Source organism: Streptomyces sp. NPDC053750, assembly GCF_044544295.1.
Taxonomy (GTDB): Bacteria; Actinomycetota; Actinomycetes; order Streptomycetales; family Streptomycetaceae; genus Streptomyces.
The window spans coordinates 889,316-915,956 of the sequence record NZ_JBITXB010000001.1; the positions used below are offsets into that span (position 1 = coordinate 889,316).

Genomic DNA, 26,641 nt, shown 5'->3' on the forward strand with positions numbered 1-26,641 from the left:
GTCCACCGGAGAGCGGGACCGGTACGCCCCGGCGCCCGCGCGCGACTCCCCGGTTACGCTCGGCGGTAGACCTTGATCCCAGGGGCCCGACAGGAGGCCGAGATGACGACGCCGGGGCGCAGGAGCAGCACCTTCACGCGGCTGCTGCGGCACGGCTTCACCGACCCCTCGGCCGCCGAGCGGCTGCTGGACGGCGCGGAGCTGGCGCCGGTCCGCGCCGACCCGGTCCTGCTGGAGGCGCTGGGCGCCACCGCCGATCCCGACCTCGCCCTGCACGGCCTGGTCCGGCTGCTGGAGGCACAGCCCGACCCCACCGCCCGCCGGGAGCTGCTGGACACCCTGATAGCGGCCAAGCCCCTGCGCGACCGTCTCCTCGGCGTGCTCGGCGCCTCGGAGGCGCTCGCCGACCACCTCGCCCGGCACGCCGGGGACTGGCAGGCCCTCGTCACCTACGAGCCGCGCGATCTGCACCGCGGAGTGGCGGAGTTCGAGCGCGGCCTCGCCGAGGCGACCGACCCCGTCTCCCTGCGCGTCGCCTACCGTCGCTGCCTGCTGTCCATCGCCGCCCGCGACGTGTGCGGCACGATCGACGTCGCCGAGACCGCCGCCGAGCTGGCCGACCTCGCCACCGCCACCCTGCGCGCCGCCCTCGCCCTCGCCGAGGCCGCCGCGCCCGAGGACGCCGCGCGGTGCCGGCTCGCGGTGATCGCGATGGGCAAGTGCGGCGGCCACGAGCTGAACTACGTCTCCGACGTGGACGTGATCTTCGTCGGCGAGGCCGCCGACGACACCGCGGGGGCCGACGAGGAGGCCAAGGCGCTGCGGGCCGCGACCTCGCTCGCCTCGCACATGATGCGCATCTGCTCCGAGACCACCGTCGAGGGCTCCATCTGGCCCGTCGACGCCAACCTCCGCCCCGAGGGCCGCAACGGGCCGCTGGTGCGCACCCTCAGCAGCCACCTGGCCTACTACCAGCGCTGGGCCAAGACCTGGGAGTTCCAGGCGCTGCTCAAGGCCCGCCCGGTGGCCGGCGACCCGGGCCTCGGCGCCGCGTACGTCGCCGCCCTCCAGCCCCTGGTGTGGCAGGCCGCCGAGCGGGAGAACTTCGTCCCGGACGTGCAGAAGATGCGCCGCCGGGTGGTGGAGACCATCCCCGTCGCCGAGGTCGACCGTCAGCTCAAGCTGGGCCCGGGCGGCCTCAGGGACGTCGAGTTCGCCGTGCAGCTGCTCCAGCTGGTGCACGGGCGCTCCGACACGTCCCTGCACAGCGGTACGACCCTGTCCGCGCTGTCCGCGCTGGCCGCGGGCGGGTACGTCGGCCGGACCGACGCCGCCCAGCTCGACGAGGCGTACCGCTTCCTGCGCTCCATGGAGCACCGCATCCAGCTGCACCGGCTGCGGCGCACCCACCTGGTGCCCGAGGACGAGGCCGACCTGCGCCGTCTCGGCCGCTCCCTCGGCCTGCGCACCGACCCGGTGGCCGGTCTGCTGCGGGCGTGGAAGCGGCACGCCTCCGTCGTACGCCGGCTGCACGAGAAGCTGTTCTACCGGCCCCTGCTCGACGCGGTGGCCCAGCTGGCGCCGGGGGAGGCCCGGCTCAGTGCCGAGGCGGCCCGGGAGCGGCTGGTCGCCCTCGGGTACGCCGACCCGGCCGCCGCGCTCAGGCACCTGGAGGCGCTGGCGTCCGGCGTCACCCGCAAGGCGGCCATCCAGCGGACCCTGCTGCCCGTGCTCCTGGGCTGGTTCGCCGACTCCGCCGACCCGGACGCCGGGCTGCTGGGCTTCCGCAAGGTCTCCGACGCGCTCGGCAAGACGCCCTGGTACCTCAGGCTGCTGCGGGACGAGGGCGCGGCGGCCGAGAACCTCGCGCGCGTGCTCTCCGCCGGGCGGCTCGCCCCCGACCTGCTGCTGCGGGCACCGGAGGCGGTCGCGCTGCTCGGGGACGGCGACGCCGGGGGACTGGCGCCGCGCGGGCGGGCCCAGCTGGAGCAGGAGGTGCTCGCCGCGGTCCGCCGCGCCGACGGCGCCGAGCAGGCGGTCACGGTCGCGCGCGGGGTGCGCCGCCGGGAGCTGTTCCGTACGGCCGCCGCCGACATCGTCGGCTCCTACGGCACCGAGGCGCAGCCCGTCGAGGCCGACCAGGGCGCCCTGGTGGACCGCGTCGGCTCGGCGGTGTCCGACCTGACGGCGGCGACCCTGGGGGGGACGCTCCGGGCGGTCGTGCGGGACGGCTGGGGCGACACCCTGCCGACCCGGTTCGCGGTCATCGGCATGGGCCGCTTCGGCGGCCACGAACTGGGCTACGGCTCCGACGCGGACGTGCTGTTCGTGCACGAGCCGCGGGACGGGGTCGACGAGCGGGAGGCGGCCGACGCGGCGAACAGGGTCGTCTCCGAGATGCGCCGCCTGCTCCAGGTGCCGAGCGCCGACCCGCCCCTGATCATCGACGCCGACCTGCGCCCGGAGGGCAAGTCCGGGCCGCTGGTGCGGACGCTCAAGTCGTACGAGGCCTACTACCGGCGCTGGTCGCTGGTGTGGGAGTCGCACGCCCTGCTGCGGGCCGAGTTCGTGGCCGGCGACGAGGATCTGGGGCGGCGGTTCATCGAGCTGGTCGATCCGCTGCGGTACCCGGCGAAGGGGCTCACGGAGGACGCCGTACGGGAGATCCGGCGGCTGAAGGCCCGCATGGAGTCGGAGCGGCTGCCGCGCGGCGCGGACCCCAAGCTGCACGCCAAGCTGGGGCCGGGCGGGCTGTCCGACGTGGAGTGGACCGTGCAGCTGCTCCAGCTGCGGTACGGCCACCGGGAGGCGGGGCTGCGGACCACCCGGACGCGCGGGGCACTGGCCGCCGCCGCGGACGCCGGGCTCATCTCGGCGGAGAACGCCGCGACACTCGACGAGGCGTGGGTGCTGGCCACGCGGGTGCGCAACGCGGTGATGCTGGTGCGCGGCCGGGCCGGGGACACGTTCCCGACCGACCCGCGCGAGCTGGCGGCGGTGGGCCGCTACCTGGGCCACGGGCCCGGCCACGTGGGCGACATGCTCGACGAGTACCGCCGCACGGCCCGCCGGGCGCGGACGGTGGTGGAGGAGTTGTTCTACGAGTAACCCAGCCGCGCGCAGCTGCGGGCAGTCGTGCCGCTAGGGCCTGTCCGGCGGATCAGGTCGCAGGAAAGCGGCGGTATCTCATCGTCGCCGGTGAGCGGGGTCTGGTGCGTCCAGCTGCAAGGCGGAGGAGGGAGTCAACGCGGAGCGTTGGCGAGTGACGACAACGCGGCAGATGGGCGTGCCAGACCCCGCGTCTGCGGCATGATCCGCCGGACAGGCCCTAGGCCCGCGAGGGCAACCAGACCCCCCGCCGCACGGACACCACCCGCGGCAACGCATAAGGCGTGCTCCCGTACCAGAGCCCCGCCACCGCGTACCCGAACCCCAGACACAGCACACCCCCCACCGCATCCAGCCAGAAGTGGTTGGCAGTCGCCACGATCACCACCAGCGTGAGCACCGGATACAGCAGCCCCAGCACCCGCACCCACGGCACCGAAGTCAGCGCGAAGATCGTCAGACCGCACCACACCGACCACCCGATGTGCATCGAGGGCATCGCCGCGTACTGGTTGGACATGTTCTTCAGGTCCCCGGACGCCATCGACCCCCATGTCTCGTGGACCATCACGGTGTCGATGAAGTGCCCGCCGTTCATCAGCCGGGGCGGAGCGAGCGGATACAGGTAGTAGCCGACCAGGGCGACACCCGTCGTCGCGAAGAGGACGAGCCGGGTCGCCGCGTAGCGGCCGGGATGGCTGCGGTACAGCCACACCAGTACGCCCAGCGTCACCACGAAGTGCAGCGTGGCGTAGTAGTAGTTCATGCCGACGACCAGCCAAGTCACCGAGTTGACGGCATGGTTGATGGTCTCCTCGACCGCGATGCCGAGTTGGTGCTCGAGCCGCCAGATCCAGTCGGCGTTGCGCAGCGCCTGCGCCCGCTGCTCCGGTACGGCGTTGCGGATGAGCGAGTACGTCCAGTAACTCACCGCGATCAGCAGGATCTCGAACCACAGGCGGGGCCGACGAGGCGCACGGAGCCGGCGCACGAACCCCTGCTCCGGCTGCCCCGTCTCCTCCGTGACGGGGTGCGGAACGCCCTCTTCGAGGCGTTCCGGAGTCCTCACGGTCACGTCACCCATAGGCATGAAGTCTGCCAGAAAAGCCTTCCCCCACCGATCATCCCCCTGCCTCGGGCGGTCCGCACCCGCTTCCCCGGCCAGGGCAGGCCCTAGGGCCGGTTGCGCTCGCCCGGCGCCGACGCCGTCGAGCCGCGGACCACCAACTCCGGCATGAAGACGAACTCGCTGTGCGGCGCGGGGGTTCCGCCGATCTCCTCCAGCAGCGTGCGCACCGCCGCCTGCCCCATCGCCGGTACCGGCTTGCGGACGGTCGTCAGGGGCGGGTCGGTGAAGGCGATCAGCGGCGAGTCGTCGAAGCCGACGACCGAGAAGTCCTTGGGCACGTCCATCCCGCGCTGCCGGGCCGCCCGTATCGCGCCCAGCGCCATCATGTCGCTGGCGCAGACCACCGCCGTGCAGGCGCGATCCATGAGCGCGGTGGCCGCCGCCTGGCCGCCCTCCAGGGTGTAGAGGGAGTGCTGGACGAGTTCCTTCTCCACCGTCTCGGGGCTCAGGTCCAGTTGCTCCTGGACGGTGCGGACGAATCCCTCGATCTTGCGCTGCACCGGCACGAACCGCTTCGGACCGAGGGCCAGCCCGATGCGGGTGTGGCCGAGCGAGACGAGGTGGGTGACGGCGAGGCTCATCGCGGCACGGTCGTCGGGGGAGATGAACGGCGCCTGCACCTTCGACGAGAAACCGTCGACGAGGACGAAGGGCACGCCCTGCGCGCGCAGCCGCTCGTAGCGCTGCATGTCGGCGGTGGTGTCGGCGTGCAGTCCGGAGACATAGATGATGCCGGCGACGCCGCGGTCGACCAGCATCTCCGTCAGCTCGTCCTCGGTGGAGCCGCCCGGCGTCTGGGTGGCGAGCACCGGGGTGTAGCCCTGGCGGGTCAGCGCCTGGCCGATGACCTGGGCCAGCGCCGGGAATATCGGGTTCTCCAGCTCCGGGGTGATCAGGCCGACCAGGCCCTCGCTGCGTTGCCGCAGCCGGACCGGGCGCTCGTAGCCGAGCACGTCGAGGGCGGCCAGGACGGACTGGCGGGTGGTGGCGGCGACGCCCGGCTTCCCGTTGAGGACCCGGCTGACCGTCGCTTCGCTCACCCCCGCCTGGGCGGCGATGTCGGCAAGCCGTGTGGTCACAGGGGTGGACTGTACCTGTCGGCCGCGGCCTTGCACACCGATCGGGCGCCGCGGACGGCCTGTTGGACGGCCCGTCGGACGGCCCGGCGCGGGCTGCTGCGTCATCGCGCTCCCTCGAGAAAATGGTGGCAAGAGCTTGCAGAGTCTTGCACAACCGGCCCGGATGTCGCTCGGTCCCCGTAAACAAACCGCTCCGCCCCCGTAAACAAGCGTCTCACGATGGTCGCCAGGAGGTCACGTCCGGATAACTTCGGAGATCTCTTGCACTTTTTTGCTGCAAGACCTTTCGCGCCGCTTTCAACGCTGTTACGTTCACGTCGCCCGACGGCGGCAATGACGCGGTCGGTGTCGGCAGGAGCGGCGGACGGGCCCGCACCCTGCACCACACGGGCTTTCACCCTCAAGGAGAACTCATGCGGCGTGGCATAGCGGCCACCGCTCTGGTGGCGTCCCTCGCTCTCGCGGCGACGGCGTGCGGCGGGGACGGCGACAGCGACAGCGAGTCCGGCGGACCGGTCACCATCACTTACTGGGACACCTCCAACGCGACCAACGAGGCGCCGACCTACAAGGCCCTGGTCAAGGAGTTCGAGGCCGCCAACAAGGGCATCAAGGTCAACTTCGTCAACGTCCCCTTCGACCAGGCGCAGAACAAGTTCGACACCGCCGCCGGCTCCAAGGGTGCCCCCGACGTCCTGCGCTCCGAGGTCGGCTGGACCCCGGCCTTCGCCAAGAAGGGCTTCTTCCTGCCGCTGGACGGCACCGAGGCCCTCGCCGACCAGGACAAGTTCCAGCCCAACCTGATCGAGCAGGCCAAGTACGAGGGCAAGACCTACGGCGTCCCGCTGGTCACCGACACCCTCGCCTTCGTCTACAACAAGGAACTGTTCAAGAAGGCCGGCGTCGAGGCCCCCAAGACCTGGGACGACCTGAAGAAGGCCGCCGCCACCATCAAGGACAAGACCGGCGTCGACGGCTACTGGGCCTCCACCGCCGGCTACTACGCGCAGCCGTTCCTGTACGGCGAGGGCACCGACACGGTCGACGCCGAGGCCAAGAAGGTCACCGTCAACTCGCCCGAGGCGAAGAAGGCGTACGGCACCTGGCTGAGCCTGTTCGACGGCAAGGGCCTGCACAAGGCCGACACCACCGCCGACGCCTACGCCCACATCCAGGAGGCGTTCGTCACCGGCAAGGTCGCCTCGATCATCCAGGGCCCGTGGGAGATCACCAACTTCTACAAGGGCTCGGCGTTCAAGGACAAGAACAACCTCGGCATCGCCACCGTCCCGGCCGGCGCCACCGGCAAGGCGGGCGCCCCGACCGGCGGCCACAACCTCTCGGTCTACGCCGGCTCGGACCAGGCCCACCAGGAAGCGGCGCTGAAGTTCGTCAACTTCATGACCTCGGCGAAGTCCCAGGAGACCGTCGCCCTGAAGAACTCCACGCTGCCGACCCGCGACGACGCCTACACCGACAAGGTCAAGGCCGACCCGGGCATCGCCGGCTACCAGACGGTCCTGCCCGCCGCCCAGCCGCGCCCGGCGCTGCCGGAGTACAGCTCCCTGTGGACCCCGCTGGACGACGAGCTGCCGCAGATCGCCGGCGGCAAGAAGTCCCTGGACGAGGGTCTGGGCGACGCCGAGACCGCGATCGCCAAGCTGGTGCCGGACTTCGGCAAGTGAGCCCCTGTGGCCGCCGGGTCCCCACCCTCGGGGGAGGGACCCGGCGGCCACCGGCCGTGCGCCGCACTCCTGACCTTCTGATCTCCCCCGATGCTCCCGAAGGTGTCGAACCATGACAGTCGCCATCGACCGCGCGACCGGCAAGCGCCGCGGTGACCGCACCCCGCGGCCCGGCCTCGGCCGGCGTCTCAAAGACGGCTACCAGAAGCACTGGTACGCCTACGCCATGATCGCGCCGGTGGCCGTCGTGATCGGCGTCCTCGTGCTGTACCCCCTGGGCTACGGCCTCTACCTCACCCTCACCGACGCCAACAGCCTCAACAGCGCCCGCACCATCGGCGTCAACGAGATCGAGGCCACCTACAAGTTCGTCGGCCTGGACAACTACGCCGACATCCTGTGGGGCCCGACCGCCTACGACCGCTTCTGGTCGCACTTCATCTGGACCATCGTGTGGACGGCGGTCTGCGTCGGCCTGCACTTCTTCATCGGCCTCGGCCTCGCCCTGCTGCTCAACCAGAAGCTGCGCGGCCGCACCTTCTACCGGCTGGTCCTGGTCCTGCCGTGGGCCGTGCCCACCTTCGTCACCGTCTTCGGCTGGCGCTTCATGCTCGCCGACGAGGGCGTCATCAACTCCGCCCTGGAGTGGCTGCACCTGCCGACGCCCGCCTGGCTGGAGGACACCTTCTGGCAGCGGTTCTCCGCGATCATGGTGAACACCTGGTGCGGCGTGCCGTTCATGATGGTCTCGCTCCTCGGCGGCCTGCAGTCCATCGACAACAGCCTCTACGAGGCCTCCGAGATGGACGGCGCGAACGCCTGGCAGCAGTTCCGCTACGTCACCCTGCCCGGCCTCAGGTCGGTCAGCTCCACGGTCGTCCTGCTCGGCATCATCTGGACCTTCAACCAGTTCGCCGTGATCTTCCTGCTGTTCGGCAACACCGCCCCGGAGGCGCAGATCCTGGTCACCTGGGCGTACCAGCTCGGCTTCGGACAGCAGCCGCGCGACTTCGCGCAGTCCGCGGCCTACGGCATCCTGCTGCTGGCCATCCTGATCGTCTTCACCTCCTTCTACCGCCGCTGGCTGAACCGCAATGAGCAGCAGCTCGCGATCTGAGGCAGGAGCCACCATGAGCACCACGACCGTTCCGGCGTCCGCTCCGGCCGAGCAGGCCGGCGCCGCGCCCGCCGCCCCGCCGCGCAAGGTGCGCGCCCGAGGCGAACGCAGCCGCGCCGGCTCCCTCGCCTCCCACGGCATCCTGACCGTCGCGAGCCTCATCGCGCTCTTCCCGGTCGCCTGGCTGGTCTACCTGTCCCTCGGTCCGGACAAGGACGACTACCTGCACCCCGAGCGCATCTGGTCGAAGATGACCTTCGACAACTACGCGTTCGTGCTCCAGCACACCAACTTCTTCGACTGGCTGAAGAGCTCGCTGATCGTCTCGCTGGGCACCACCGTCATCGGTGTCATGGTCGCCGCGACGACCGGCTACGCGGTCTCGCGGATGCGCTTCCCGGGCTACCGCAAGCTGATGTGGGTCCTTCTGGTCACCCAGATGTTCCCCATCGCCGTACTGATCGTGCCGATGTACCAGATCCTGTCCGGGCTCCAGCTCGTCGACAGCTACCTCGGCCTGATCCTCGTCTACTGCTCGACCGCGGTGCCGTACTGCGCCTGGCTGCTCAAGGGCTACTTCGACACCATCCCGTTCGAGATCGACGAGGCCGGACGCGTCGACGGACTGACCCCCTTCGGCACCTTCTTCCGGCTGATCCTGCCGCTGGCCCGGCCGGGCCTGGCGGTGGCCGGCTTCTACAGCTTCATCACGGCCTTCGGCGAGGTCGCCTTCGCCTCGACGTTCATGCTGAGCGACACGAAGTACACCTTCGCGGTCGGCCTGCAGAGCTTCATCAGCGAGCACGACGCGCAGCGTCACCTGATGGCGGCCACCGCCGTGCTCGTCGCGATACCTGTGTCCGCCTTCTTCTACCTCGTGCAGAAGAACCTGGTGACCGGCCTCACCGCCGGCGGCACCAAGGGCTGAGGCCCCACCGGAAACGTCCGGCCGCGGTGCCCATCCGACCCCGCTGCACCGCGGCCGGCCGCCTCGCCCCCCACCCACGCCTTCCTGACAACCCGCCACATTCCAAGGACGCCATGAGCCAGCAGCCTTCCGCCGCACCGGCCCCCACCCCCACCTCCGCCACCGCCACGGTCGCGCGGCGCCGCGACTGGTGGCGCGACGCGGTGATCTACCAGGTGTACCCGCGCAGCTTCGCCGACAGCAACGGCGACGGCATGGGTGACCTGGAAGGAGTCCGCACCCGCCTGCCGTACCTGCGCGACCTGGGCGTGGACGCCGTGTGGCTCAGCCCCTTCTACGCCTCCCCGCAGGCCGACGCCGGTTACGACGTCGCCGACTACCGGGCCGTCGACCCCATGTTCGGCACCCTGCTGGACGCCGACGCCCTGATCCGCGACGCCCACGCGCTGGGCCTGCGCATCATCGTCGACCTGGTCCCGAACCACTCCTCCGACCAGCACGAGTGGTTCAAGCGCGCCCTCGCCGAGGGCCCCGGCTCCCCCTCCCGGGACCGCTACCACTTCCGCCCCGGCAAGGGCGAGAACGGCGAACTGCCCCCCAACGACTGGGAGTCCATCTTCGGCGGCCCCGCCTGGACCCGGGTGACGGAACCCGACGGCACCCCCGGCGAGTGGTACCTCCACCTCTTCGCCCCCGAGCAGCCCGACTTCAACTGGGAGCACCCGGCCGTCGGCGACGAGTTCCGCTCCATCCTGCGCTTCTGGCTGGACATGGGCGTGGACGGCTTCCGCATCGACGTCGCCCACGGCATGGTGAAGGCCAAGGGGCTGCCCGACCTTGGTTCCCACGAGCAGCTGAAGCTGCTGGGCAACGATGTCATGCCGTTCTTCGACCAGGACGGCGTCCACGACATCTACCGCCAGTGGCGCCTCATCCTCGACGAGTACAGCGGTGAGCGCATCTTCGTCGCCGAGGCGTGGACCCCGACCGTCGAGCGCACGGCGAACTACGTCCGCCCGGACGAGCTGCACCAGGCGTTCAACTTCCAGTACCTGGGCACCCACTGGGACGCCGAGGAGCTGCGCACGGTCATCGACCGCACCCTGGACGCCATGCGCCCCGTCGGCGCCCCCGCCACCTGGGTCCTCTCCAACCACGACGTCACCCGCCACGCCACCCGCTTCGCCAACCCGCCCGGCCTCGGCACCCAGATCCGCCTGGCCGGCGACCGCGAACTGGGCCTGCGCCGCGCCCGTGCGGCCACCCTCCTCATGCTGGCCCTCCCCGGCTCGGCCTACGTCTACCAGGGCGAGGAACTCGGCCTCCCGGACGTCGTCGACCTCCCCGACGAGGTGCGCCAGGACCCGGCGTACTTCCGGGGCGCGGGCCAGGACGGCTTCCGCGACGGCTGCCGCGTGCCGATCCCCTGGACCCGTGAGGGCTCCTCGTACGGCTTCGGCGACGGCGGCAGCTGGCTCCCGCAGCCGGCGGGCTGGGGCGAGCTGAGCATCGAGGCGCAGACCGGCGAGTCCGGCTCGACCCTGGAGCTCTACCGCGCCGCGCTCGCCGTCCGCCGCGACCACCCCGACCTGGGCGCCGGCGACTCCGTGGAGTGGCTGCGCGCCCCCGAGGGCGTGCTCGCCTTCCGCCGCGGCGAGTTCGTGTGCGTCGCCAACACCACCGGTGACTCGGTGACACTGCCCGCCCACGGCCGCCTCCTGCTGACCAACGGCGAGGTGACCGAGACGGACGGCGAGGCCAAGGTACCGGCGGACACGACGGCGTGGTGGACGACGGCCTGACGATGTGACGAGGCGTTCGTCCCGGCGAAATGCCGCCTGAACGCGGTCTTGGCCGGGACGAACCGCCCCGTCATGGCGTGCGGCGGGCCCACCGGGCGGCCCGGACGGTTCCCTCCTGGAAGTCCTTGCGGGGGAGTCCCAGGCCCAGTGAGGTCTCCAGGGCGTGGAAGTACAGGGCGAACTCGTCGGTCAGCTCGGGGTGGTCCAGTTCGGCGCGGCGCAGGGACCGGTTGAGGAAGTCGAGTCGGCCGCCCCGGACGTACGGGGTGCGGCCCCGGTCGTAGTAGATCAGCTCGATGATTCCGTCGTCGTCGACGAGGTGGCCGTCGCGCATGTAGTCGAACGTGTAGATGGCCTTGCCGAGGCAGGCGCTCAGCCGCACGGTCTCCGTCACACCCAGCTCGGCGAGCGCGGCCGCGTCGACCCGGGTGCCGGGTGCTGTCTCGTGGTACATCAGGAACGTCCAGTCGCCGCTGCGTCCGAAGCAGCAGCTCTCCCAGTCCGTGGGCCAGTTGCCGTGGGCGCCGCCGTTCCCCTCGCTCAGGTCCGACAGGCGGGTCCCGGCGGCGACGAGCCGCGGGTCGGCTCCGTACAGCAGGGCGATCCGCTCGGCGTCGGCGTTCTCGCCGCGGAAGAACTCGATGTGGGTGTAGGGGGCCTGCTCGCGCCACGAGCCGGCGATCCACGCGAACCCCTCCAGCGGGTCGCGTCCGCAGGGCGGCGCGGGTTCCGTACCGTCCGGGCCGCCGCCGCGGAAGGTGCGTCCCCAGGCGGGGTCTATCCGGTCCATCAGGCCGGCCCGGCCGGCGACCGTCCCGTCGAGCCCGCGGACGGCCTCCTCGGCGAGGCAGTACAGCGCCTCGTCGAGATCCCGGGCGACGAAGACGTCGTCGTAGGGGCCGCTGCAGCCGTACACCGAGCCGTCCTCCTCGAGGACGAGGTAGAGGCCGGCGTACCCGTCCTCCGCGTACTCCTCGTACTGCTCGTACGACGTGCCGGTGGGCGGGAACATGGCGTCGTCGAGCAGGTCGGATCCTGCGGCCAGCCGGTGCCAGGCCTGCTTGAGTGCGTCCTCGGTGATCTGCATGGGTGCAGTATGCGACCGGGCACCGACAACGCCCCGGCGTCGTGGTCCCGGTGAAGCTTTTGGCCTCAACTTCGCACCGACCACTGCCCTTTCGGTCGGTGAGCCCTTAACATCTGCGTCACCCAAATCTTGCTGAAGTTTTCAGCAAGAGCCTTCAGTGAAGAAGGAACCCCCACATGGCACGCAGAACCCTGACGGCGATCGTCGCGCTCGCGGCGGCCGCTGTTGTCATGAGCCCGACCAGCGCGCAGGCCTCCCCGCCCGGCGCCAAGGACGTCACCGCCGTCCTCTTCGAGTGGAACTTCGCCTCCGTGGCCAAGGAGTGCACGAACACCCTCGGCCCCGCCGGCTACGGCTACGTCCAGGTCTCGCCGCCCGCCGAACACATACAGGGCGGGCAGTGGTGGACCTCGTACCAGCCCGTCAGCTACAAGATCGCCGGGCGGCTCGGGGACCGCACCGCCTTCAAGAACATGGTGGACACCTGTCACGCCGCGGGTGTGAAGGTCGTCGCCGACGCCGTGGTCAACCACATGTCCGCGGGCAGCGGCACCGGCACCGGCGGCTCCTCGTACGGCAAGTACGACTACCCGGGCCTCTACTCCTCGTACGACGTCGACGACTGCCGCTCCCAGATCAGCAACTACCAGGACCGGTACAACGTCCAGCACTGCGAACTCGTCGGCCTCGCCGACCTCGACACCGGCGAGGACTACGTCCGCGGCAAGATCGCCGGGTACCTCGACGACCTGCTCTCCCTCGGCGTCGACGGCTTCCGCATCGACGCCGCCAAGCACGTCCCGGCCGCCGACCTCGCCAACATCAAGTCCCGGTTGAGCAACCCGGGCGTCTACTGGAAGCAGGAGGTCATTTACGGCGCCGGGGAGGCCGTCCAGCCGGGCGAGTACACCGGGAACGGGGACGTCCAGGAGTTCCGGTACGCCTACGACCTCAAGCGCGTCTTCAACAACGAGAACCTCGCCTACCTGAAGAACTACGGCGAGGGCTGGGGCTACCTGAGCAGCGGGGTCTCCGGTGTCTTCGTCGACAACCACGACACCGAGCGCAACGGCTCCACGCTCAGCTACAAGGACAACGCCACCTACACCCTGGCCAACGTCTTCATGCTGGCCTGGCCCTACGGCGCCCCCGACGTCAACTCCGGCTACGAGTGGTCCGACCACGACGCCGGACCGCCGAACGGCGGCCAGGTGAACGCCTGCTGGCAGAACGGCTGGAAGTGCCAGCACGCCTGGCCCGAGATCAAGTCGATGGTCGCCTTCCGCAACGCCACGCGGGGCGAGGCGGTCACCAACTGGTGGGACAACGGCGGTGACGCCATCGCCTTCGGGCGCGGCAGCAAGGGCTTCGTCGTCATCAACCACGAGTCCGGCTCGCTGAACCGCACCTACCAGACGTCGCTGCCCGCCGGGACGTACTGCGACGTCCAGAGCGGCAGGCCGGTGACCGTGAACGGCTCCGGCGGGCTCACGGCGACGCTGGGCGCGCACACCGCGCTCGCCGTGTACGCGGGCAGGACCGGCTGCTGAGCAGGCGTCATGGGCAAGGGTCGTGAAAATCCTTTCCGTTACTTTCACGACCCTTGCTGTAAGACTTGCGGCAGCGCTACGGTCTCGCCGGGGTCGGACCCGATCGAGCCGTAAGCGCAAGGAGCTCACGCCTGTGATATCGAGATGGCCGGTGCCTGACGCGCGCCGCACCGCACGAGCGAGACGGGTCGCGGCCGTCACCGTGGCCGCACTCGCCGCAGCTCTTCTCCCACCCCTCGCCGCGCGGGCCGACGCCCCGCCCGCACCCCCGTCCGACGCGAAGCTGGCCAAGGCCGCCGCCCGTCACGACCTCACGCGCGAGCAGTTCTACTTCGTCCTCCCGGACCGTTTCGCCAACGGCGACCCGAAGAACGACCGCGGCGGCCTGACCGGCACCCGCCTCACCACCGGCTACGACCCCACCGACAAGGGCTTCTACCAGGGCGGCGACCTCAAGGGCCTCACCCAGAAGCTCGACTACATCAAGGGCCTGGGCACCACGTCCATCTGGATGGCGCCCATCTTCAAGAACCAGCCCGTGCAGGGGACCGGCAAGGACGCCTCGGCCGGCTACCACGGCTACTGGATCACCGACTTCACCCAGGTCGACCCGCACTTCGGCACCAACCAGGACCTCAAGAACCTCATCTCCAAGGCGCACGCCAAGGGCATGAAGGTCTTCTTCGACGTCATCACCAACCACACCGCCGACGTCGTCGACTACGAGGAGAAGTCCTACGAGTACCTCTCCAAGGGCGCCTTCCCGTACCTGACCCGGGACGGCGAGCCCTTCGACGACGCCGACTACGCGGACGGCGAGCGCAGGTTCCCCCGCGTGGATTCCGGCTCCTTCCCGCGCACGCCGGTCGTCCCGGCCGCGAAGAAGGACCTCAAGGTCCCGTCCTGGCTCAACGACCCGGCGATGTACCACAACCGGGGCGACTCCACCTGGGCCGGCGAATCGGCCACCTACGGCGACTTCAACGGCCTCGACGGCCTGTGGACCGAGCGTCCCGAGGTCGTCAGCGGCATGGAGAAGATCTACCAGCGGTGGGTGAAGGACTTCGACATCGACGGCTTCCGGATCGACACCGTGAAGCACGTCAACATGGAGTTCTGGACCCAGTGGGCGACCGCGCTGGACGCGTACGCCGCCAAGAAGGGCCGCGACGACTTCTTCATGTTCGGCGAGGTCTACTCCGCCGACACCTCCGTCACCGCGCCCTACGTCACCCAGGGCCGCCTGGACTCCACCCTGGACTTCCCCTTCCAGGACGCGGCGCGCGCGTACGCCTCCCAGGGCGGCAGCGCGCAGAAGCTCGCCGCCGTCTTCGGTGACGACTGGAAGTACACGACCGACAAGGCCAACGCGTACGAGCAGGTCACCTTCCTCGGCAACCACGACATGGGCCGCTTCGGCACCTTCCTCAAGCAGGACAACCCGAAGGCCACCGACGCCGAGCTGCTGAAGAAGGACCGGCTCGCCAACGAGCTGATGTTCCTCAGCCGCGGCAACCCGGTGATCTACTACGGCGACGAGCAGGGCTTCACCGGCGCGGGCGGCGACAAGGACGCCCGCCAGCCCCTGTTCGCCTCCCGCACCGCCGACTACCTGGACGACGACCAGCTCGGCACCGACCGCACCCACGCCGACGACGCCTACGACACCCAGGCACCGCTCTACCGGCAGATCAGCGCCCTCGCCGAGCTCCGCAGGGCCAACCCCGCCCTCGCCGACGGCGTCCAGACCGAGCGGTACGCGGCCGAAGGCGCCGGTGTCTACGCCGTCTCCCGCACGGACGCCGAGCGCGGCACCGAGTACGTCGTCGCCTTCAACAACGCCGACGAGGCGAAGACGGCGACCTTCGCCACCGGCTCGGCAGGGATGAGCTTCCGCGGCCTCTACGGCACCGACGCCACCGTGAAGTCCGGCACCGACAAGAAGATCACCGTCACCGTGCCCGCCGGCTCGGCGATCGTCCTCAAGGCCGCGGGCCCGCTCGCCGAACCCGCCACCAAGCCGACGATCACCCTCACCGCCCCGGACCCGGGCGCCACCGGCACCGTCGAGCTGACGGCCGACGTCGCCGGCGGGCAGCTGGGCCGGGTCGTCTTCGCCGCCCAGACCGGCGACGGCACGTGGCGCACCCTCGGCTCCGCCGACCACGCCCCCTACAAGGTCAGCCACACCATCGGCGAGGACACCCCCGCCGGCACCGCCCTGCGCTACAAGGCGGTCGTCGTGGACTCGGCGGGCCGCATCGCGAGCGCCACCGCCGCCTCGTCCACCGGCACCCCGCCCGTGGAGCAGCCGCCCACCGCCGCCTCCCGCGACTACGCGATCGTCCACTACAAGCGCCAGGACGGGAACTACGACGACTGGGGCCTGTACGCCTGGGGCGACCTCGCCGACGGAGAGGCCACCGAGTGGCCGAAGAGCCACCCCTTCACCGGCCGCGACGCCCACGGCGCCTTCGCCTACGTGAAGCTGAAGCCGGGCGCGTCCAACGTCTCCTTCCTGGTGATCGACAAGGACGGCAACAAGGACGTCGCCACCGACCGCACCATCGACGTCACCCGGACGGGCGAGGTCTGGGTCGAGCAGGGCAAGGAGCAGGTCGTCACCGAACGGCCGGAGTACCCGGCCCAGGACACCACCAAGGCCGTCCTCCACTACCACCGCGCCGACGGGAACTACGACGGCTGGGGCCTGCACGTGTGGGGCGACGCCGCGACCCCCACCGACTGGTCGAAGCCCCTGGAGCCGGTGAAGACCGACTCCTATGGCGCGGTCTTCGAGGTACCGCTCATCGAGGGTGCCGGCAGTCTCAGCTACATCGTCCACAAGGGCGACGAGAAGGACCTGCCCACCGACCAGGCCCTGGACCTCAAGGCCGACGGCCACGAGGTGTGGCTGGTGAGCGGCCAGGAGGAGTACCTGCTGCCGCAGCCCGCCGGCTCCGCGGCGGCCGTCGACCTCACCACCGCCAAGGCGGTCTGGATCGACCGGAACACCGTCGCCTGGAACGGCTCCGAGGGCGCCGCCTCCACCCAGCTGCTCGCCTCCCGCTCCGGCGCGATCAAGGCCGAGAACGGCACGCTGACCGGCGCCGACGAGACCACCTGGCTGCGCCTCACCAGGACCACCCTCACCGACGCCCAGAAGGCGAAGTTCCCGCACCTCAAGGAGTACACCGCCTGGTCCGTCGACCCGCGCGACCGCGACCGGGTGCGCGAGGCCCTGCGCGGCCAGGTCGTCGCCGCCCAGCGGGCCGCAGGCGGCGCCGTGCTCGCGGCGACCGGCGTGCAGATCGCCGGCGCCCTGGACGACCTGTACGCGGCCGACGCGACCAAGGCCGACCTCGGCCCGGTCTTCCACCACGGCCGGCCCACGCTGTCCGTGTGGGCGCCGACCGCGCAGAACGTGCAGCTGGAGATCGACGGCGACACCGTGCGGATGCGGCGCGACGACGCCACCGGCGTCTGGTCCGCCACCGGCCCGAAGTCCTGGAAGGGCAAGGCGTACCGGTACGTGGTGCGGGTGTGGGCGCCCGGCGCCGGCAAGGTCGTCACCAACAAGGTCACCGACCCGTACTCCGTCGCCCTCACCACCGACTCCGAGCGCAGCCTCGTCGTCGACCTCGACGACCGCTCCCTCGCCCCGCGCGGCTGGGACAGCTACGCCAAGCCGAAGGCCGTGCCGCTCAGGGACGCCCAGATCCAGGAGCTGCACATCCGCGACTTCTCCGTCGCGGACCGCACGGCCGACCCGGACCACCGGGGCACCTACCTCGCCTTCACCGACAAGGACAGCGACGGCTCCCAGCACCTGCGTGAGCTGGCCGAGGCCGGCACGTCGTACGTGCACCTGCTGCCCGCGTTCGACATCGCGACGATCCCGGAACGCAAGTCCGACCAGGCGACCGTCGACTGCGACCTCGCCGCGCTCCCGGCCGACTCCGAGAAGCAGCAGGAGTGCGTGGTTCAGGCGGCGGCCAAGGACGCCTACAACTGGGGGTACGACCCGTACCACTACACGGTCCCCGAGGGCTCCTACGCCACCGACCCGGACGGCACCGCCCGCACGGTCGAGTTCCGCAAGATGGTCAAGGCCCTCAACGACGACGGCCTGCGGGTCGTCATGGACGTCGTCTACAACCACACGGCCGCGAGCGGCCAGGCGGACACGTCCGTCCTCGACCGGGTTGTCCCCGGCTACTACCAGCGCCTCCTCGCCGACGGCTCGGTGGCGAACAGCACCTGCTGCGCCAACACCGCCACCGAGAACGCCATGATGGGCAAGCTGGTCGTCGACTCGATCGTCACCTGGGCCAAGGAGTACAAGGTCGACGGCTTCCGCTTCGACCTCATGGGCCACCACCCGAAGGAGAACATCCTCGCGGTCAGGAAGGCGCTGGACGAGCTGACCCTCGCCAAGGACGGCGTCGACGGCAAGAAGATCATCCTGTACGGCGAGGGCTGGAACTTCGGCGAGATCGCCGACGACGCCCGCTTCGTCCAGGCCACCCAGAAGAACATGGCCGGCACCGGCATCGCCACCTTCTCCGACCGCGCCCGCGACGCCGTGCGCGGTGGCGGCCCCTTCGACGAGGACCCCGGCGTCCAGGGCTTCGCCTCCGGCCTCTACACCGACCCCAACGGCTCCAAGGCCAACGGCACCGAGGCCGAGCAGCGGGCCCGCCTGCTGCACTACCAGGACCTGATCAAGGTCGGCCTGACCGGCAACCTCGCCGGCTACACCTTCACGGACACCGACGGCAAGGAGGTCAAGGGTTCCGAGGTCGACTACAACGGCGCCCCCGCCGGCTACGCGGCGGCACCCGGCGACGCCCTCGCCTACGCCGACGCCCACGACAACGAGACCCTGTTCGACGCGCTCGCCTTCAAGCTGCCCGCCTCGGCGAGCGCCGACGACCGGGCCCGCATGCAGGTCCTCGCCATGGCGACCGCCGCCCTCTCCCAGGGCCCGGCGCTCTCCCAGGCCGGCACCGACCTGCTGCGCTCCAAGTCGCTGGACCGCAACTCCTACGACAGCGGCGACTGGTTCAACGCCGTCTTCTGGAACTGCGCCGACGGCAACGGCTTCGGCCGCGGGCTGCCCCCGGCCGCCGACAACAAGGACAAGTGGTCCTACGCCAAGCCCCTGCTCGGCACGGTGAAGGTCGGCTGCCCGCAGATCACCGGCGCCTCGGCGGCGTACCGGGACCTGCTGAAGATCCGTACGGGCGAGAAGGACTTCTCCCTCACCACGGCCGGGCAGGTGCAGTCCCGGCTCTCCTTCCCGCTCTCCGGGAAGGAGGAGACCCCCGGCGTGATCACCATGCGCCTCGGTGACCTCGTGGTCGTCTTCAACGCCACGCCCGAGCGGCAGGAGCAGCGGATCGAGGCCTCGGCCGGGACCGGCTACCGGCTGCACCCGGTGCAGGCGGGCGGCGCCGACACGGTCGTGAAGGAGTCGACGTACGGGGCGAAGACCGGCACGTTCACCGTGCCCGCCCGGACGGTCGCCGTCTTCCAGCGGGCCGGCTGACGGCCGTAGGACTGCGGTTAGGGTGAGCCCTGCTGTTCACGCAACGGGAGGGCTCATGCCGCAGATCACCGTCGACTACTCCGCACGGCTCGCGGACGACTTCGACCGGCCCGCCTTCGCGCGGGCCCTGCACACCGCCGTCGTCGACATCGCGGCCGCCAAGCCGCCGGCGTGCAAGACGCAGTTCCGCCGCACCGAGGACACCACGGTCGGCCCCGACACCGACGGGCACGCCATCGTGCACGTCACGCTGGGGCTGCTCGCGGGCCGCACCGACGAGACCAAGGCCCGCCTCACCGAGGCCGTCCTGGAGCTGCTGCGGCAGTACATCAAGCCGGGCGACGGGCTCGCCCTGCACGCCTCCGCCGAGGTCCGTGACCTGGACCCGTCGTACCGGAAGTTCGAGAGCTAGTCCATGAACCTGCTCAGCCGGCCGACCAGGTCCCCGAAGGGGCCGTCGGCCGGCTGGTCCCCGAGGACGCGGCGCAGCAGGGCGCCCATCTCCCCGTCGTGGGCGGCGCTCACCGCCAGCAGCGCGGCGAAGTCGTGCACGAGCTGGGTCTCCAGCTCGGCGCGCGGGATGCGGCGCCCGTCCAGCCAGATCAGCGCCGTGGACTCGGCGAGCGAGATCCAGGAGCGGACGACCAGCTCCAGGCGCGCGGGCGGATCGGTGACGCCCAGGTGCGCAAGGATCTGGACATACGCGGCCTGCCGTACGGAGTCGACGAGCGCGTTCGTCGTCGACGAGCCGACCGCCGGGCCACCGCGCATCAGGGCCGAGAAACCGGGGCCGTGCTCGTCGACGAAGTCGAAGTAGCGGCCCATCACCCGCAGCAGCCGCGCGCCCAGCGGACCCTCCTGCGGCTCCACGAACCGGGCGGCGAGATCGTCCGACGCCCGCTGCAACGCGGCCTCGTACAGGCTGAGTTTGCCGGGGAAGTAGTGGTAGACCAGCGGGCGCGAGATGCCCGCGGCGGACGCTATCTCGTCGATGGAGACCTCGTCGGGCGAGCGGCTGCCGAACAGCTCGAGGGCGACGCCGATCAACTGCTGCCGCCGCTCCTCGACACCCATCCTGCGGCGTACCCCGGTACTCATACGAACACCCTACCGATCGAATCCGGCCTCCGAACGGGCCGGACCGGCAGGCGGTGTTCACACGTCCGGTGTGCGCACGCCGGTGTGCGGCGGGGGCGTGCGCACGGCGGTCGCTAGCGCAGGCCGCCGATGGTCCGACCGTCGTCGAGGGTCGCCTTCAGTTCCGCCTGCGCGCCCTGCTCCGCCTTCGTCGTCAGCAGGTTTCCGTCGGCCGAGTCGTTGATACCGCCCGTCGCGCCGATCGACTCGGTGTCCGGGCCACCGGCGGCGAGCAGGTACCAGCGTCCGCCCTCCGACTTCCACAGCACCCCGGCCAGCACCTGCGGATCACGCTCACCGCACGCCGGAACGTCCTGGGCCTTCGCCGCCACCGCGCCCCGGACCCCGCCCGGTGTCCGGAACTGGGCCAGCACCCGGGCCCCCTCGCCCCGCCAGGTCTCGGCCCGGGTGCACACCCAGGCGCCGTCCCCCGCCCCACCGGGCAGCGGCTGCTTCGCGAACTGCCAGGCGTTCACCGAGCGCACGCCCTGGCCGCGCACCGCGCCCAGCGAGCAGGCGTACGGCGCCCAGGTGCGCCGCGCCCCGGCACCGGAGACGTCCTTCGCCGAGCCGGGGCGCCCCGTGGTCAGCCGGGCGGGGACCAGCTCGCCGAGGTCGGTCATCAGGCGGGTGCGCGAGCCGTCGGTCACCTGCAGCACGTTCCAGGACGTGCACGCTCCGGACTGCTCCTGTGCGGGGCCGGCCAGCGGCGAGGTCACACCGTCGGTCAGCGTCAGGCCCCTCGTGTCGGCCCCCGGGTCGGTCAGGTCCCGTGCGGCCGCCTTCGTCACCCAGGGCGCCGTCAGATAGCGGATGTTGCCGTCGGCCCGGCCCAGGACCACCGCGTTCGCCTCGGCCCGGCCGGCGCCGTCGGTGCGGGCGAAGTCGAGGGCGGCACCGGCCGTGCCGTCCTTCGGCTCGGCGTACCGGACGATGCGCAGACCGTCGTGGAGGATCACCACGCGCGCGCTGTCGACGGTCCCGGCGTACAGCAGCTGGGGCGGGCCGGCCGGACCGCCGGTCGGGGTGCCCGGTGTCACCGAGACACTCACGCCCCCGCCGGGCCGGGCCCAGACGGCGAGGGCACGGCGCAGCAGGGCCTTGTCGCCGGTGAGGTCACCACGCGCCGGCCACACCGAGAAGTCGGTGCGCGCGGAGGTCTTCCAGGCGGCGGGGGCGATCCTCGTCAGCCTGCCGGGGTCGAGCGCGGCCTGGGCCGCCCGGTTCTGCGCGTAGGGCGGGGCGGCGGCGCCGTCCGGCCCGGTGCCGTCGCCGGGCAGGCCCAGCAGCGCCCCGCACACCACCAGCGCCGCCCCGGCGACCAGTGCGGCCCGCGTGTGCTGCCGGCGGCGCATCAGGTCGGTCGGTCGGGCCTGCAGCGAGCAGGGGTCGAACTCGGGGGAGCCGAGCAGCGCGTACTGGCCGGGCACCTCGTCGGCCTCCCGCAGGGCGGCGTCCGCGTCGGCGACCCCGGCGGCGCCCAGCAGCCGCCGTACCTCGTCGTCGGGAAGCTTCTCCAGGCCCCGCAGCACGTACGCCGCCCGGCCCGCCCCGGAGACGGTGGACAGTCGCTGGTCCAGGGCGAGTTCGTCGGCGCCGCCGGAGCGGGGGACGAGCTTGAGACCGCGCACCCGGGGCAGCAGCGGCGGCAGCTGGGACAGCTTGGGCCACGCCCGGAGCCCGAGCGGCAGACCCGCCTCCAGCGCCGTACGGACGACCCGGAGGCGGACCAGGGCGTAGCCGGGGTCGCCGTCGCCGCCGGCCGGCTGGGCCGGGATCACGGGGGCCGGCGTCCGGCTGCGGGGCAGCGCGCGCTGGGTGAGGGCGTGCGCGGTCAGCACCCGCCGGCTGCGGCCGAGGCCCGGCGGCAGCACCAGGTAGGCGAGCCGGACCAGACGCGGGTAGTGCTCGACGAGGGCGGCCTCGGCCTGCTCGACGTCGACGACCGGGTCGGCCGGAGAGGCGGCGGACGGTGCGGGGCGCGGGGCGACATCCTGTGGCTGCACGTTCGGCAGAACGAGCGGATGGGGGGATGGTTACCCGGGGACCGAAGTTCCGGAGGGGGACGTTCCGCCTCCTGGTCCAGCGCTGGTCGAGTGTGGTGGGCCATCGACCGCTGCCGGCGCCGCGAGCCTCCCCACGAACGTCGCCCATGCGGCGCTCACGCGGTCGTCCCCGTCCTGGCTCACGGCGCCACTCTCGCACAGCTGCGCACGGAGATGAGCGGATGCGTACGGACCGAGTGCGGGGTGAGTACTTCGGGCTCCGTGGCCGTATCGAAGGCGAGAGCCCCCACCGGGGCTCCGTGCGGCATGTCGCAGGAACGGACCGGAGGAACACATGAGGCTGACCCGACCGATGCTCGCGCCGGCCGCGGCGGCGGTACTGGCGCTGACGGGGTGCGGATCCCACGGCGACGGCGAGGCGGCCGTGCCCGAGACGGCGACGGGCAGCCTGGAGCACCTGGCCGCCGAGGTGCAGTGCGACCCGGACATGCAGACGGACGCCGACACCATCCGCCAGGCGCTCTGCGGGAAGGGCGGCGAGAAGTTCGTCCTCGCCACCTTCGCCACCGACCGCGGGCAGCGCGAGTGGATCAACACGGCCAAGGACTACGGCGGTTACTACCTCGTCGGCCGCAAGTGGGTCGCCGTCGGCCACGAGGACGTCGTGACGGACCTGCGCGGCCGGCTCGGCGGGACCCTGGAGCAGGGCACGCAGCACGGGGGCGGGACGCACGCGACCGGGCACGGCGGGCACGGCGGCTGACCGCACGCCGAAGAGACGAAGAAGCCGAAAAGGCGAAGAAGCCGAAAAGACGAAGAACGGGGCCGGTGGCGGAGACTCCGCCACCGGCCCCTCCCGGTCGGACCACCGGCAGCCTTCCTACTGGCAGTCCTCGCCGCTGTTGATGCAGTCGACCACCTCGTTCATCAGGTCCTCGTCCATGACGTTGATGAAGTCGTTGTGATCGGTGATCGGCTTGTGCAGCTGCTCCGGGAAGCTGTCCACGGCGTACGGGTTCTGCACCTGGCCGTTCTCGACGGTCGGGGTGGGGATGTCGTACACCAGGCGGACCTGCAGCTGGGGAATGGCCTGGAAGCCGTTCGGGCAGCTGCCGTCCTGCTGGACGAAGGCCATGTGGTCCCGGTGGTTGGCGCTGTCGGTGTTCTGGCCGTCCCAGCAGCTCTGGAAGTTGGCCGTGCGCACCACCTGGCTGCCGTCGGGACACAGCGGGTACTTGTCCGTGACCTGCCGGTCCTCGAACCCGGTGCAGCTCCACGAGCTGTTGGCGTTCGCGTCGCCGTTGGTGAAGGACTTGGCGTCACCGGTGATGATGCGCAGGAACTTCGGCATCGCGACCACGTCGCTCTGCTGGTTGCCGACGAACTTGAGCTCGGCCTGGGCGGGCTTGAGGATCCTGCCGATGTTGCCCTCGGCGCCACCGCCCAGGTCGTTCGCGTCGAACTCCTCGGTGCCGTCCTGGAGGCGCAGCACCGGCCAGTAGTAGGTGGACTTGTCGCCCTGGTTCTGGCACGAGGTGTCGGCGTTCGCCAGGTCCTGGTCGCTGGAGAAGGCGTCGTTGTCCTGGTTGCCGACGTAGTCGTGCACATGGTGCGCGCCGTTGTCGACGCCCGGGGCCGCGATCAGGTTGTCGCTGTTGAACAGGTTGTTCTCGTTGACACCGCAGTCCGTGGTGAAGGTGCCGGTGGAACCGCCGTCGCCGTTGGCGGCCAGGCCGTTCTGGCTGTTGCGGGAATTGGGCTGGACGTCGTTGATGTCGATGAAGTCGTCGGCCACCGGACCGGCGGCACCGTTGCCGTTGTCGTCCTGGCCCTGACCGTCGCCGTCCTGGCCGTCGTTCTGGCCCCCACCGTCCTGGCCGCCACCGTCCTGGCCGTCCCCGTCCTGTGGCTGCTCGGCGGGTCGGCCCTGGCACTCGGCCAGGTCGTCCAGGTTGTCGTCGGCCTTGCCGCCGGCCCGGTTGATCTCCAGCTGGATCCGGTCGATGATCGCCTTCCGCCGGTCCCCCAGGGGGCCCAGAATGGTGTTCTCGACGAACCGCGCGTCGCCCGCCTGCGCCCGCCGCGTGGTGGCGAGCCGCTGGTAGGCGTTGGTGATCTGGCTGTCCATCGTGGCCAGTTCGCCGTCGACCTCCCCGCGCGCCCGGTCCGGCACGTCGGAGAGCTGCTGGCCGACGTCGGGGCAGTCGATCGTCGCGATCTGCGCGGCGGCGGACCTCGTCCGGTTGTGCGCCCGGTTCTCCTCGTGCGCCGAGGCGTTGAAGTTGGCCCAGACCAGCCCGCCCCCGCCCACCGCCAGGGCCGCCGCCCCGGCTACGACCTTGGCGGCCAGCGGCGTACGGCGTTTTCTTGTGTTGCGTCCCATTGGAACTCCTCTGACTTCCTTGCGGGCAATCGAGGGCGCCCGACAGGAGTGAAGCGGCCCCCATCCATACGGAGGCCGCCTCGGGGGTGTTCACTCGACGGGGAAATTGCCGGGTCCCGTGGGACGGGTGGGACCGGCGAGGAGGTCAGCGACCGCGGTCCAGATAGGCCAGAACGGCCAGCACACGGCGGTTGTCGTCGTCCGAGACCTCGAGGCTCAGCTTGGCGAAGATGTTCGCGGTGTGCTTCGCGATCGCCCGCTCCGTGACGACGAGCTTGCCGGCGATCGCCGCGTTGGTCCGCCCCTGCGCCATCAGCTCCAGCACCTCCAGCTCCCGGGGGGTGAGCCGCTCCAGCGGCCGGTCCTCCGCCGCCCGCCGGCTGAGCAGCTGCTGGATGACCTGCGGGTCCATCGCCGTACCACCGTCGGCCACCCGCCGTACGGCGTCCACGAACTGCTCCGCGTCGAACACCCGGTCCTTGAGCAGGTACCCCACCCCGCCGCTGCCGTCGGCCAGCAGCTCGCGCGCGTACAGCTGCTCCACGTGCTGGGAGAGGACCAGCACCGGCAGCCCGGGCCGTTCGCGGCGGGCCTCCAGCGCGCACTGGAGGCCCTCGTCGGTGAGCGTGGGCGGCAGGCGTACGTCGACCACGGCGACGTCCGGCTCCAGTTCGGTCAGCGCCCGGGACAGTTCGGGGCCGGTCTCGACGGCCGCCACGATCTCGAAGTCGTGGGCCTCCAGGAGCCGGACCAGTCCGTCGCGCAGCAGGAACAGGTCTTCGGCTAGGACAACGCGCAAGGGATCTCCATGGTGACCATGGTGGGGCCGCCCGCGGGCGAGCTGACGGCCAGGACGCCGTCGAATGTACCCAGTCGGCGCTCCACCCCGGCCAGGCCCGACCCCGCCGCGATCTCGGCCCCGCCCTTGCCGTTGTCGGTGACGGCGACGCGCAGTTGGCCCTCGGTGTGGTGCACGTCGACCCAGACCCGGTCGGCGCCGGAGTGCTTCACCGCGTTGGTGAGGACCTCGCTGACGGCGAAGTACGCGGCCGCCTCCACGGGCGCCTCCGCGCGGCCGGCCATGTCCACGTCGACCTCGACGGTGACGGGCAGCCGCAGCGCCAGGGCCCGTACGGCGTCGCCCAGGCCGCGCTCGGCGAGTACCGGCGGGTGGATGCCCCGCACGAGTTCGCGCAGCTCGGTCAGGGCGTCGGCGGACGACTGGCGGGCCTGCGCGAGCAGTTCCCGGGCCTTCGCCGGGTTCTTCTCCAGCAGGGCCTCGATGGTCCCCAGGTCCATGCCCATGGCGACCAGCCGGGCCTGGGCCCCGTCGTGCAGGTCCCGCTCGATGCGGCGCAGCTCGGCGGCGGAGGTGTCGACCGCGTCACGGCGGGTCTCGGTCAGCACCCGCACCCGCTCGGCCAGTTCGCCGTCACCGGAGCCGAGGACGGCGCCGGTCAGCCGGAAGTGGGCCCGCAGCAGTTGCGGGGTGAGCCACAGGGAGGGGGCGAGGAGTACGGCACCGAGCGCGGCGGCCAGCAGCGCGGTGCCCTGGCCGGTGACCGGGACGAAGCCGTACCAGTACCCGTCGGGCAGCACCCGCCACAGCCCGGCCGCGATGACGAAGCCCTCCAGCGCGTAGACCGGCAGCACGAAGGCCAGCAGTGCGGTGACGAAGCCCGCCGTCATGTCGACCGGCAGCCAGCGGAAGTCCCGCCAGGTCGCCGGGTCGCCCAGCATGCCGAAGGTGCGCGCCCACGGGTTGGCGTCCTTCGGCAGCGGCCGGTACGCCCGCGGGATCCGCACCCCGCACCACTCGGCGGCCAGCAGCCGCCGCCAGTCCGCGAACGCCCGCACGCCGGTCAGCACATACGGCGTGGTGACGATGCCGATGCCGATCGGGACGAGGGCGATGGACACGAGGGTCAGGCAGAAGCAGAGCACCGCGCCGGGCAGGGAGATCAGCGCCAGCGCGAGCCCCCGCACGCCCGCCAGCGCCGCGCTCCGCACCCGTGACCGTCCGTCGGCGCTCTTCGTCTCGAAGTTCATGCCGCCAGTCTCGCCGAGACGGCGGAACAG

Annotated in this window: 17 protein-coding genes; 9 read left to right on the top strand and 8 right to left on the bottom strand. The window is 71.3% G+C overall.

Going from position 1 to position 26,641, the window contains the following annotated elements; all coding sequences use genetic code 11:
- Nucleotides 1-102 precede the first annotated feature (102 nt).
- On the top strand, nt 103-3,108 hold the full coding sequence (locus ACIGO6_RS03960) for a bifunctional [glutamine synthetase] adenylyltransferase/[glutamine synthetase]-adenylyl-L-tyrosine phosphorylase (protein WP_399870880.1): 3,006 nt from the start codon (nt 103-105) through the stop codon (nt 3,106-3,108).
- Nucleotides 3,109-3,328: 220 nt separating this feature from the next.
- On the opposite strand, the gene ACIGO6_RS03965 is transcribed toward ACIGO6_RS03960, so the two are convergent.
- The gene (locus ACIGO6_RS03965) at nt 3,329-4,192 is read right to left on the bottom strand and encodes a phosphatase PAP2 family protein (protein WP_399870882.1); all 864 of its coding nucleotides are present in this window, start codon (nt 4,190-4,192) and stop codon (nt 3,329-3,331) included.
- A gap of 89 nt (nt 4,193-4,281) precedes the next feature.
- Nucleotides 4,282-5,316: a LacI family DNA-binding transcriptional regulator gene (locus ACIGO6_RS03970; RefSeq protein WP_399870885.1), complete on the bottom strand. Its 1,035-nt coding sequence runs from the start codon at nt 5,314-5,316 to the stop codon at nt 4,282-4,284.
- A gap of 413 nt (nt 5,317-5,729) precedes the next feature.
- On the opposite strand from ACIGO6_RS03970, the gene ACIGO6_RS03975 reads away from it, so the two are divergent.
- The 4 genes from ACIGO6_RS03975 to ACIGO6_RS03990 all read left to right on the top strand — a co-directional run bounded on the left by ACIGO6_RS03975 (nt 5,730) and on the right by ACIGO6_RS03990 (nt 10,848).
- Nucleotides 5,730-7,001: an extracellular solute-binding protein gene (locus ACIGO6_RS03975; RefSeq protein ID WP_399870886.1), complete on the top strand. Its 1,272-nt coding sequence runs from the start codon at nt 5,730-5,732 to the stop codon at nt 6,999-7,001.
- Nucleotides 7,002-7,113: 112 nt separating this feature from the next.
- A complete protein-coding gene (locus ACIGO6_RS03980; protein WP_399870888.1) occupies nt 7,114-8,118 on the top strand; it encodes a carbohydrate ABC transporter permease in 1,005 nt (334 codons plus the stop codon).
- Nucleotides 8,119-8,131: 13 nt separating this feature from the next.
- Nucleotides 8,132-9,046, top strand: coding sequence for a sugar ABC transporter permease (locus ACIGO6_RS03985; protein ID WP_399870890.1), 915 nt, complete (start codon nt 8,132-8,134; stop codon nt 9,044-9,046).
- Nucleotides 9,047-9,159: 113 nt separating this feature from the next.
- The gene (locus tag ACIGO6_RS03990) at nt 9,160-10,848 is read left to right on the top strand and encodes a glycoside hydrolase family 13 protein (protein WP_399870893.1); all 1,689 of its coding nucleotides are present in this window, start codon (nt 9,160-9,162) and stop codon (nt 10,846-10,848) included.
- Between the two features lie 70 nt (nt 10,849-10,918).
- Here ACIGO6_RS03990 and ACIGO6_RS03995 read toward each other — a convergent pair whose 3' ends face one another.
- Nucleotides 10,919-11,935, bottom strand: a complete 1,017-nt coding sequence (locus tag ACIGO6_RS03995; RefSeq protein WP_399870895.1) for a hypothetical protein — start codon at nt 11,933-11,935, stop codon at nt 10,919-10,921.
- Nucleotides 11,936-12,111: 176 nt separating this feature from the next.
- Here ACIGO6_RS03995 and ACIGO6_RS04000 point away from each other — a divergent pair, with 176 nt between their 5' ends.
- From ACIGO6_RS04000 to ACIGO6_RS04010, 3 genes are all read left to right on the top strand, one after another.
- Nucleotides 12,112-13,485 (top strand): alpha-amylase family protein, encoded by a 1,374-nt coding sequence (locus tag ACIGO6_RS04000; RefSeq protein WP_399870897.1) that lies wholly within the window; start codon nt 12,112-12,114, stop codon nt 13,483-13,485.
- A 133-nt stretch (nt 13,486-13,618) separates the two neighbouring features.
- Entirely contained in the window at nt 13,619-19,036 is a 5,418-nt protein-coding gene (gene pulA / locus ACIGO6_RS04005) for a pullulanase-type alpha-1,6-glucosidase (protein WP_399870898.1), read from the top strand.
- 55 nt (nt 19,037-19,091) lie between these two features.
- Nucleotides 19,092-19,448 (top strand): 5-carboxymethyl-2-hydroxymuconate Delta-isomerase, encoded by a 357-nt coding sequence (locus tag ACIGO6_RS04010; RefSeq protein ID WP_399870900.1) that lies wholly within the window; start codon nt 19,092-19,094, stop codon nt 19,446-19,448.
- On the opposite strand, the gene ACIGO6_RS04015 is transcribed toward ACIGO6_RS04010, so the two are convergent.
- Nucleotides 19,445-20,134 carry a TetR/AcrR family transcriptional regulator gene (locus tag ACIGO6_RS04015; RefSeq protein ID WP_399870902.1) on the bottom strand — a complete coding sequence of 230 codons (690 nt, stop codon included), beginning with the start codon at nt 20,132-20,134 and terminating at the stop codon, nt 19,445-19,447. The two genes, ACIGO6_RS04010 and ACIGO6_RS04015, sit on opposite strands and share 4 nt — an antisense overlap.
- A gap of 113 nt (nt 20,135-20,247) precedes the next feature.
- The gene (locus ACIGO6_RS04020) at nt 20,248-22,179 is read right to left on the bottom strand and encodes a hypothetical protein (RefSeq protein ID WP_399870904.1); all 1,932 of its coding nucleotides are present in this window, start codon (nt 22,177-22,179) and stop codon (nt 20,248-20,250) included.
- 334 nt (nt 22,180-22,513) lie between these two features.
- On the opposite strand from ACIGO6_RS04020, the gene ACIGO6_RS04025 reads away from it, so the two are divergent.
- Nucleotides 22,514-22,942 (top strand): hypothetical protein, encoded by a 429-nt coding sequence (locus tag ACIGO6_RS04025; protein WP_399870905.1) that lies wholly within the window; start codon nt 22,514-22,516, stop codon nt 22,940-22,942.
- 117 nt (nt 22,943-23,059) lie between these two features.
- On the opposite strand, the gene ACIGO6_RS04030 is transcribed toward ACIGO6_RS04025, so the two are convergent.
- From ACIGO6_RS04030 to ACIGO6_RS04040, 3 genes are all read right to left on the bottom strand, one after another.
- Complete coding sequence (locus ACIGO6_RS04030) at nt 23,060-24,562, bottom strand: DUF1996 domain-containing protein (protein WP_399870908.1); 1,503 nt, start codon at nt 24,560-24,562, stop codon at nt 23,060-23,062.
- Between the two features lie 145 nt (nt 24,563-24,707).
- Complete coding sequence (locus ACIGO6_RS04035; protein WP_399870910.1) at nt 24,708-25,361, bottom strand: response regulator; 654 nt, start codon at nt 25,359-25,361, stop codon at nt 24,708-24,710.
- Nucleotides 25,346-26,611, bottom strand: a complete 1,266-nt coding sequence (locus tag ACIGO6_RS04040) for a sensor histidine kinase (protein ID WP_399870912.1) — start codon at nt 26,609-26,611, stop codon at nt 25,346-25,348. The genes ACIGO6_RS04035 and ACIGO6_RS04040 overlap by 16 nt, the downstream gene beginning before the upstream one ends.
- Between the last annotated feature and the right edge of the window lie 30 nt (nt 26,612-26,641).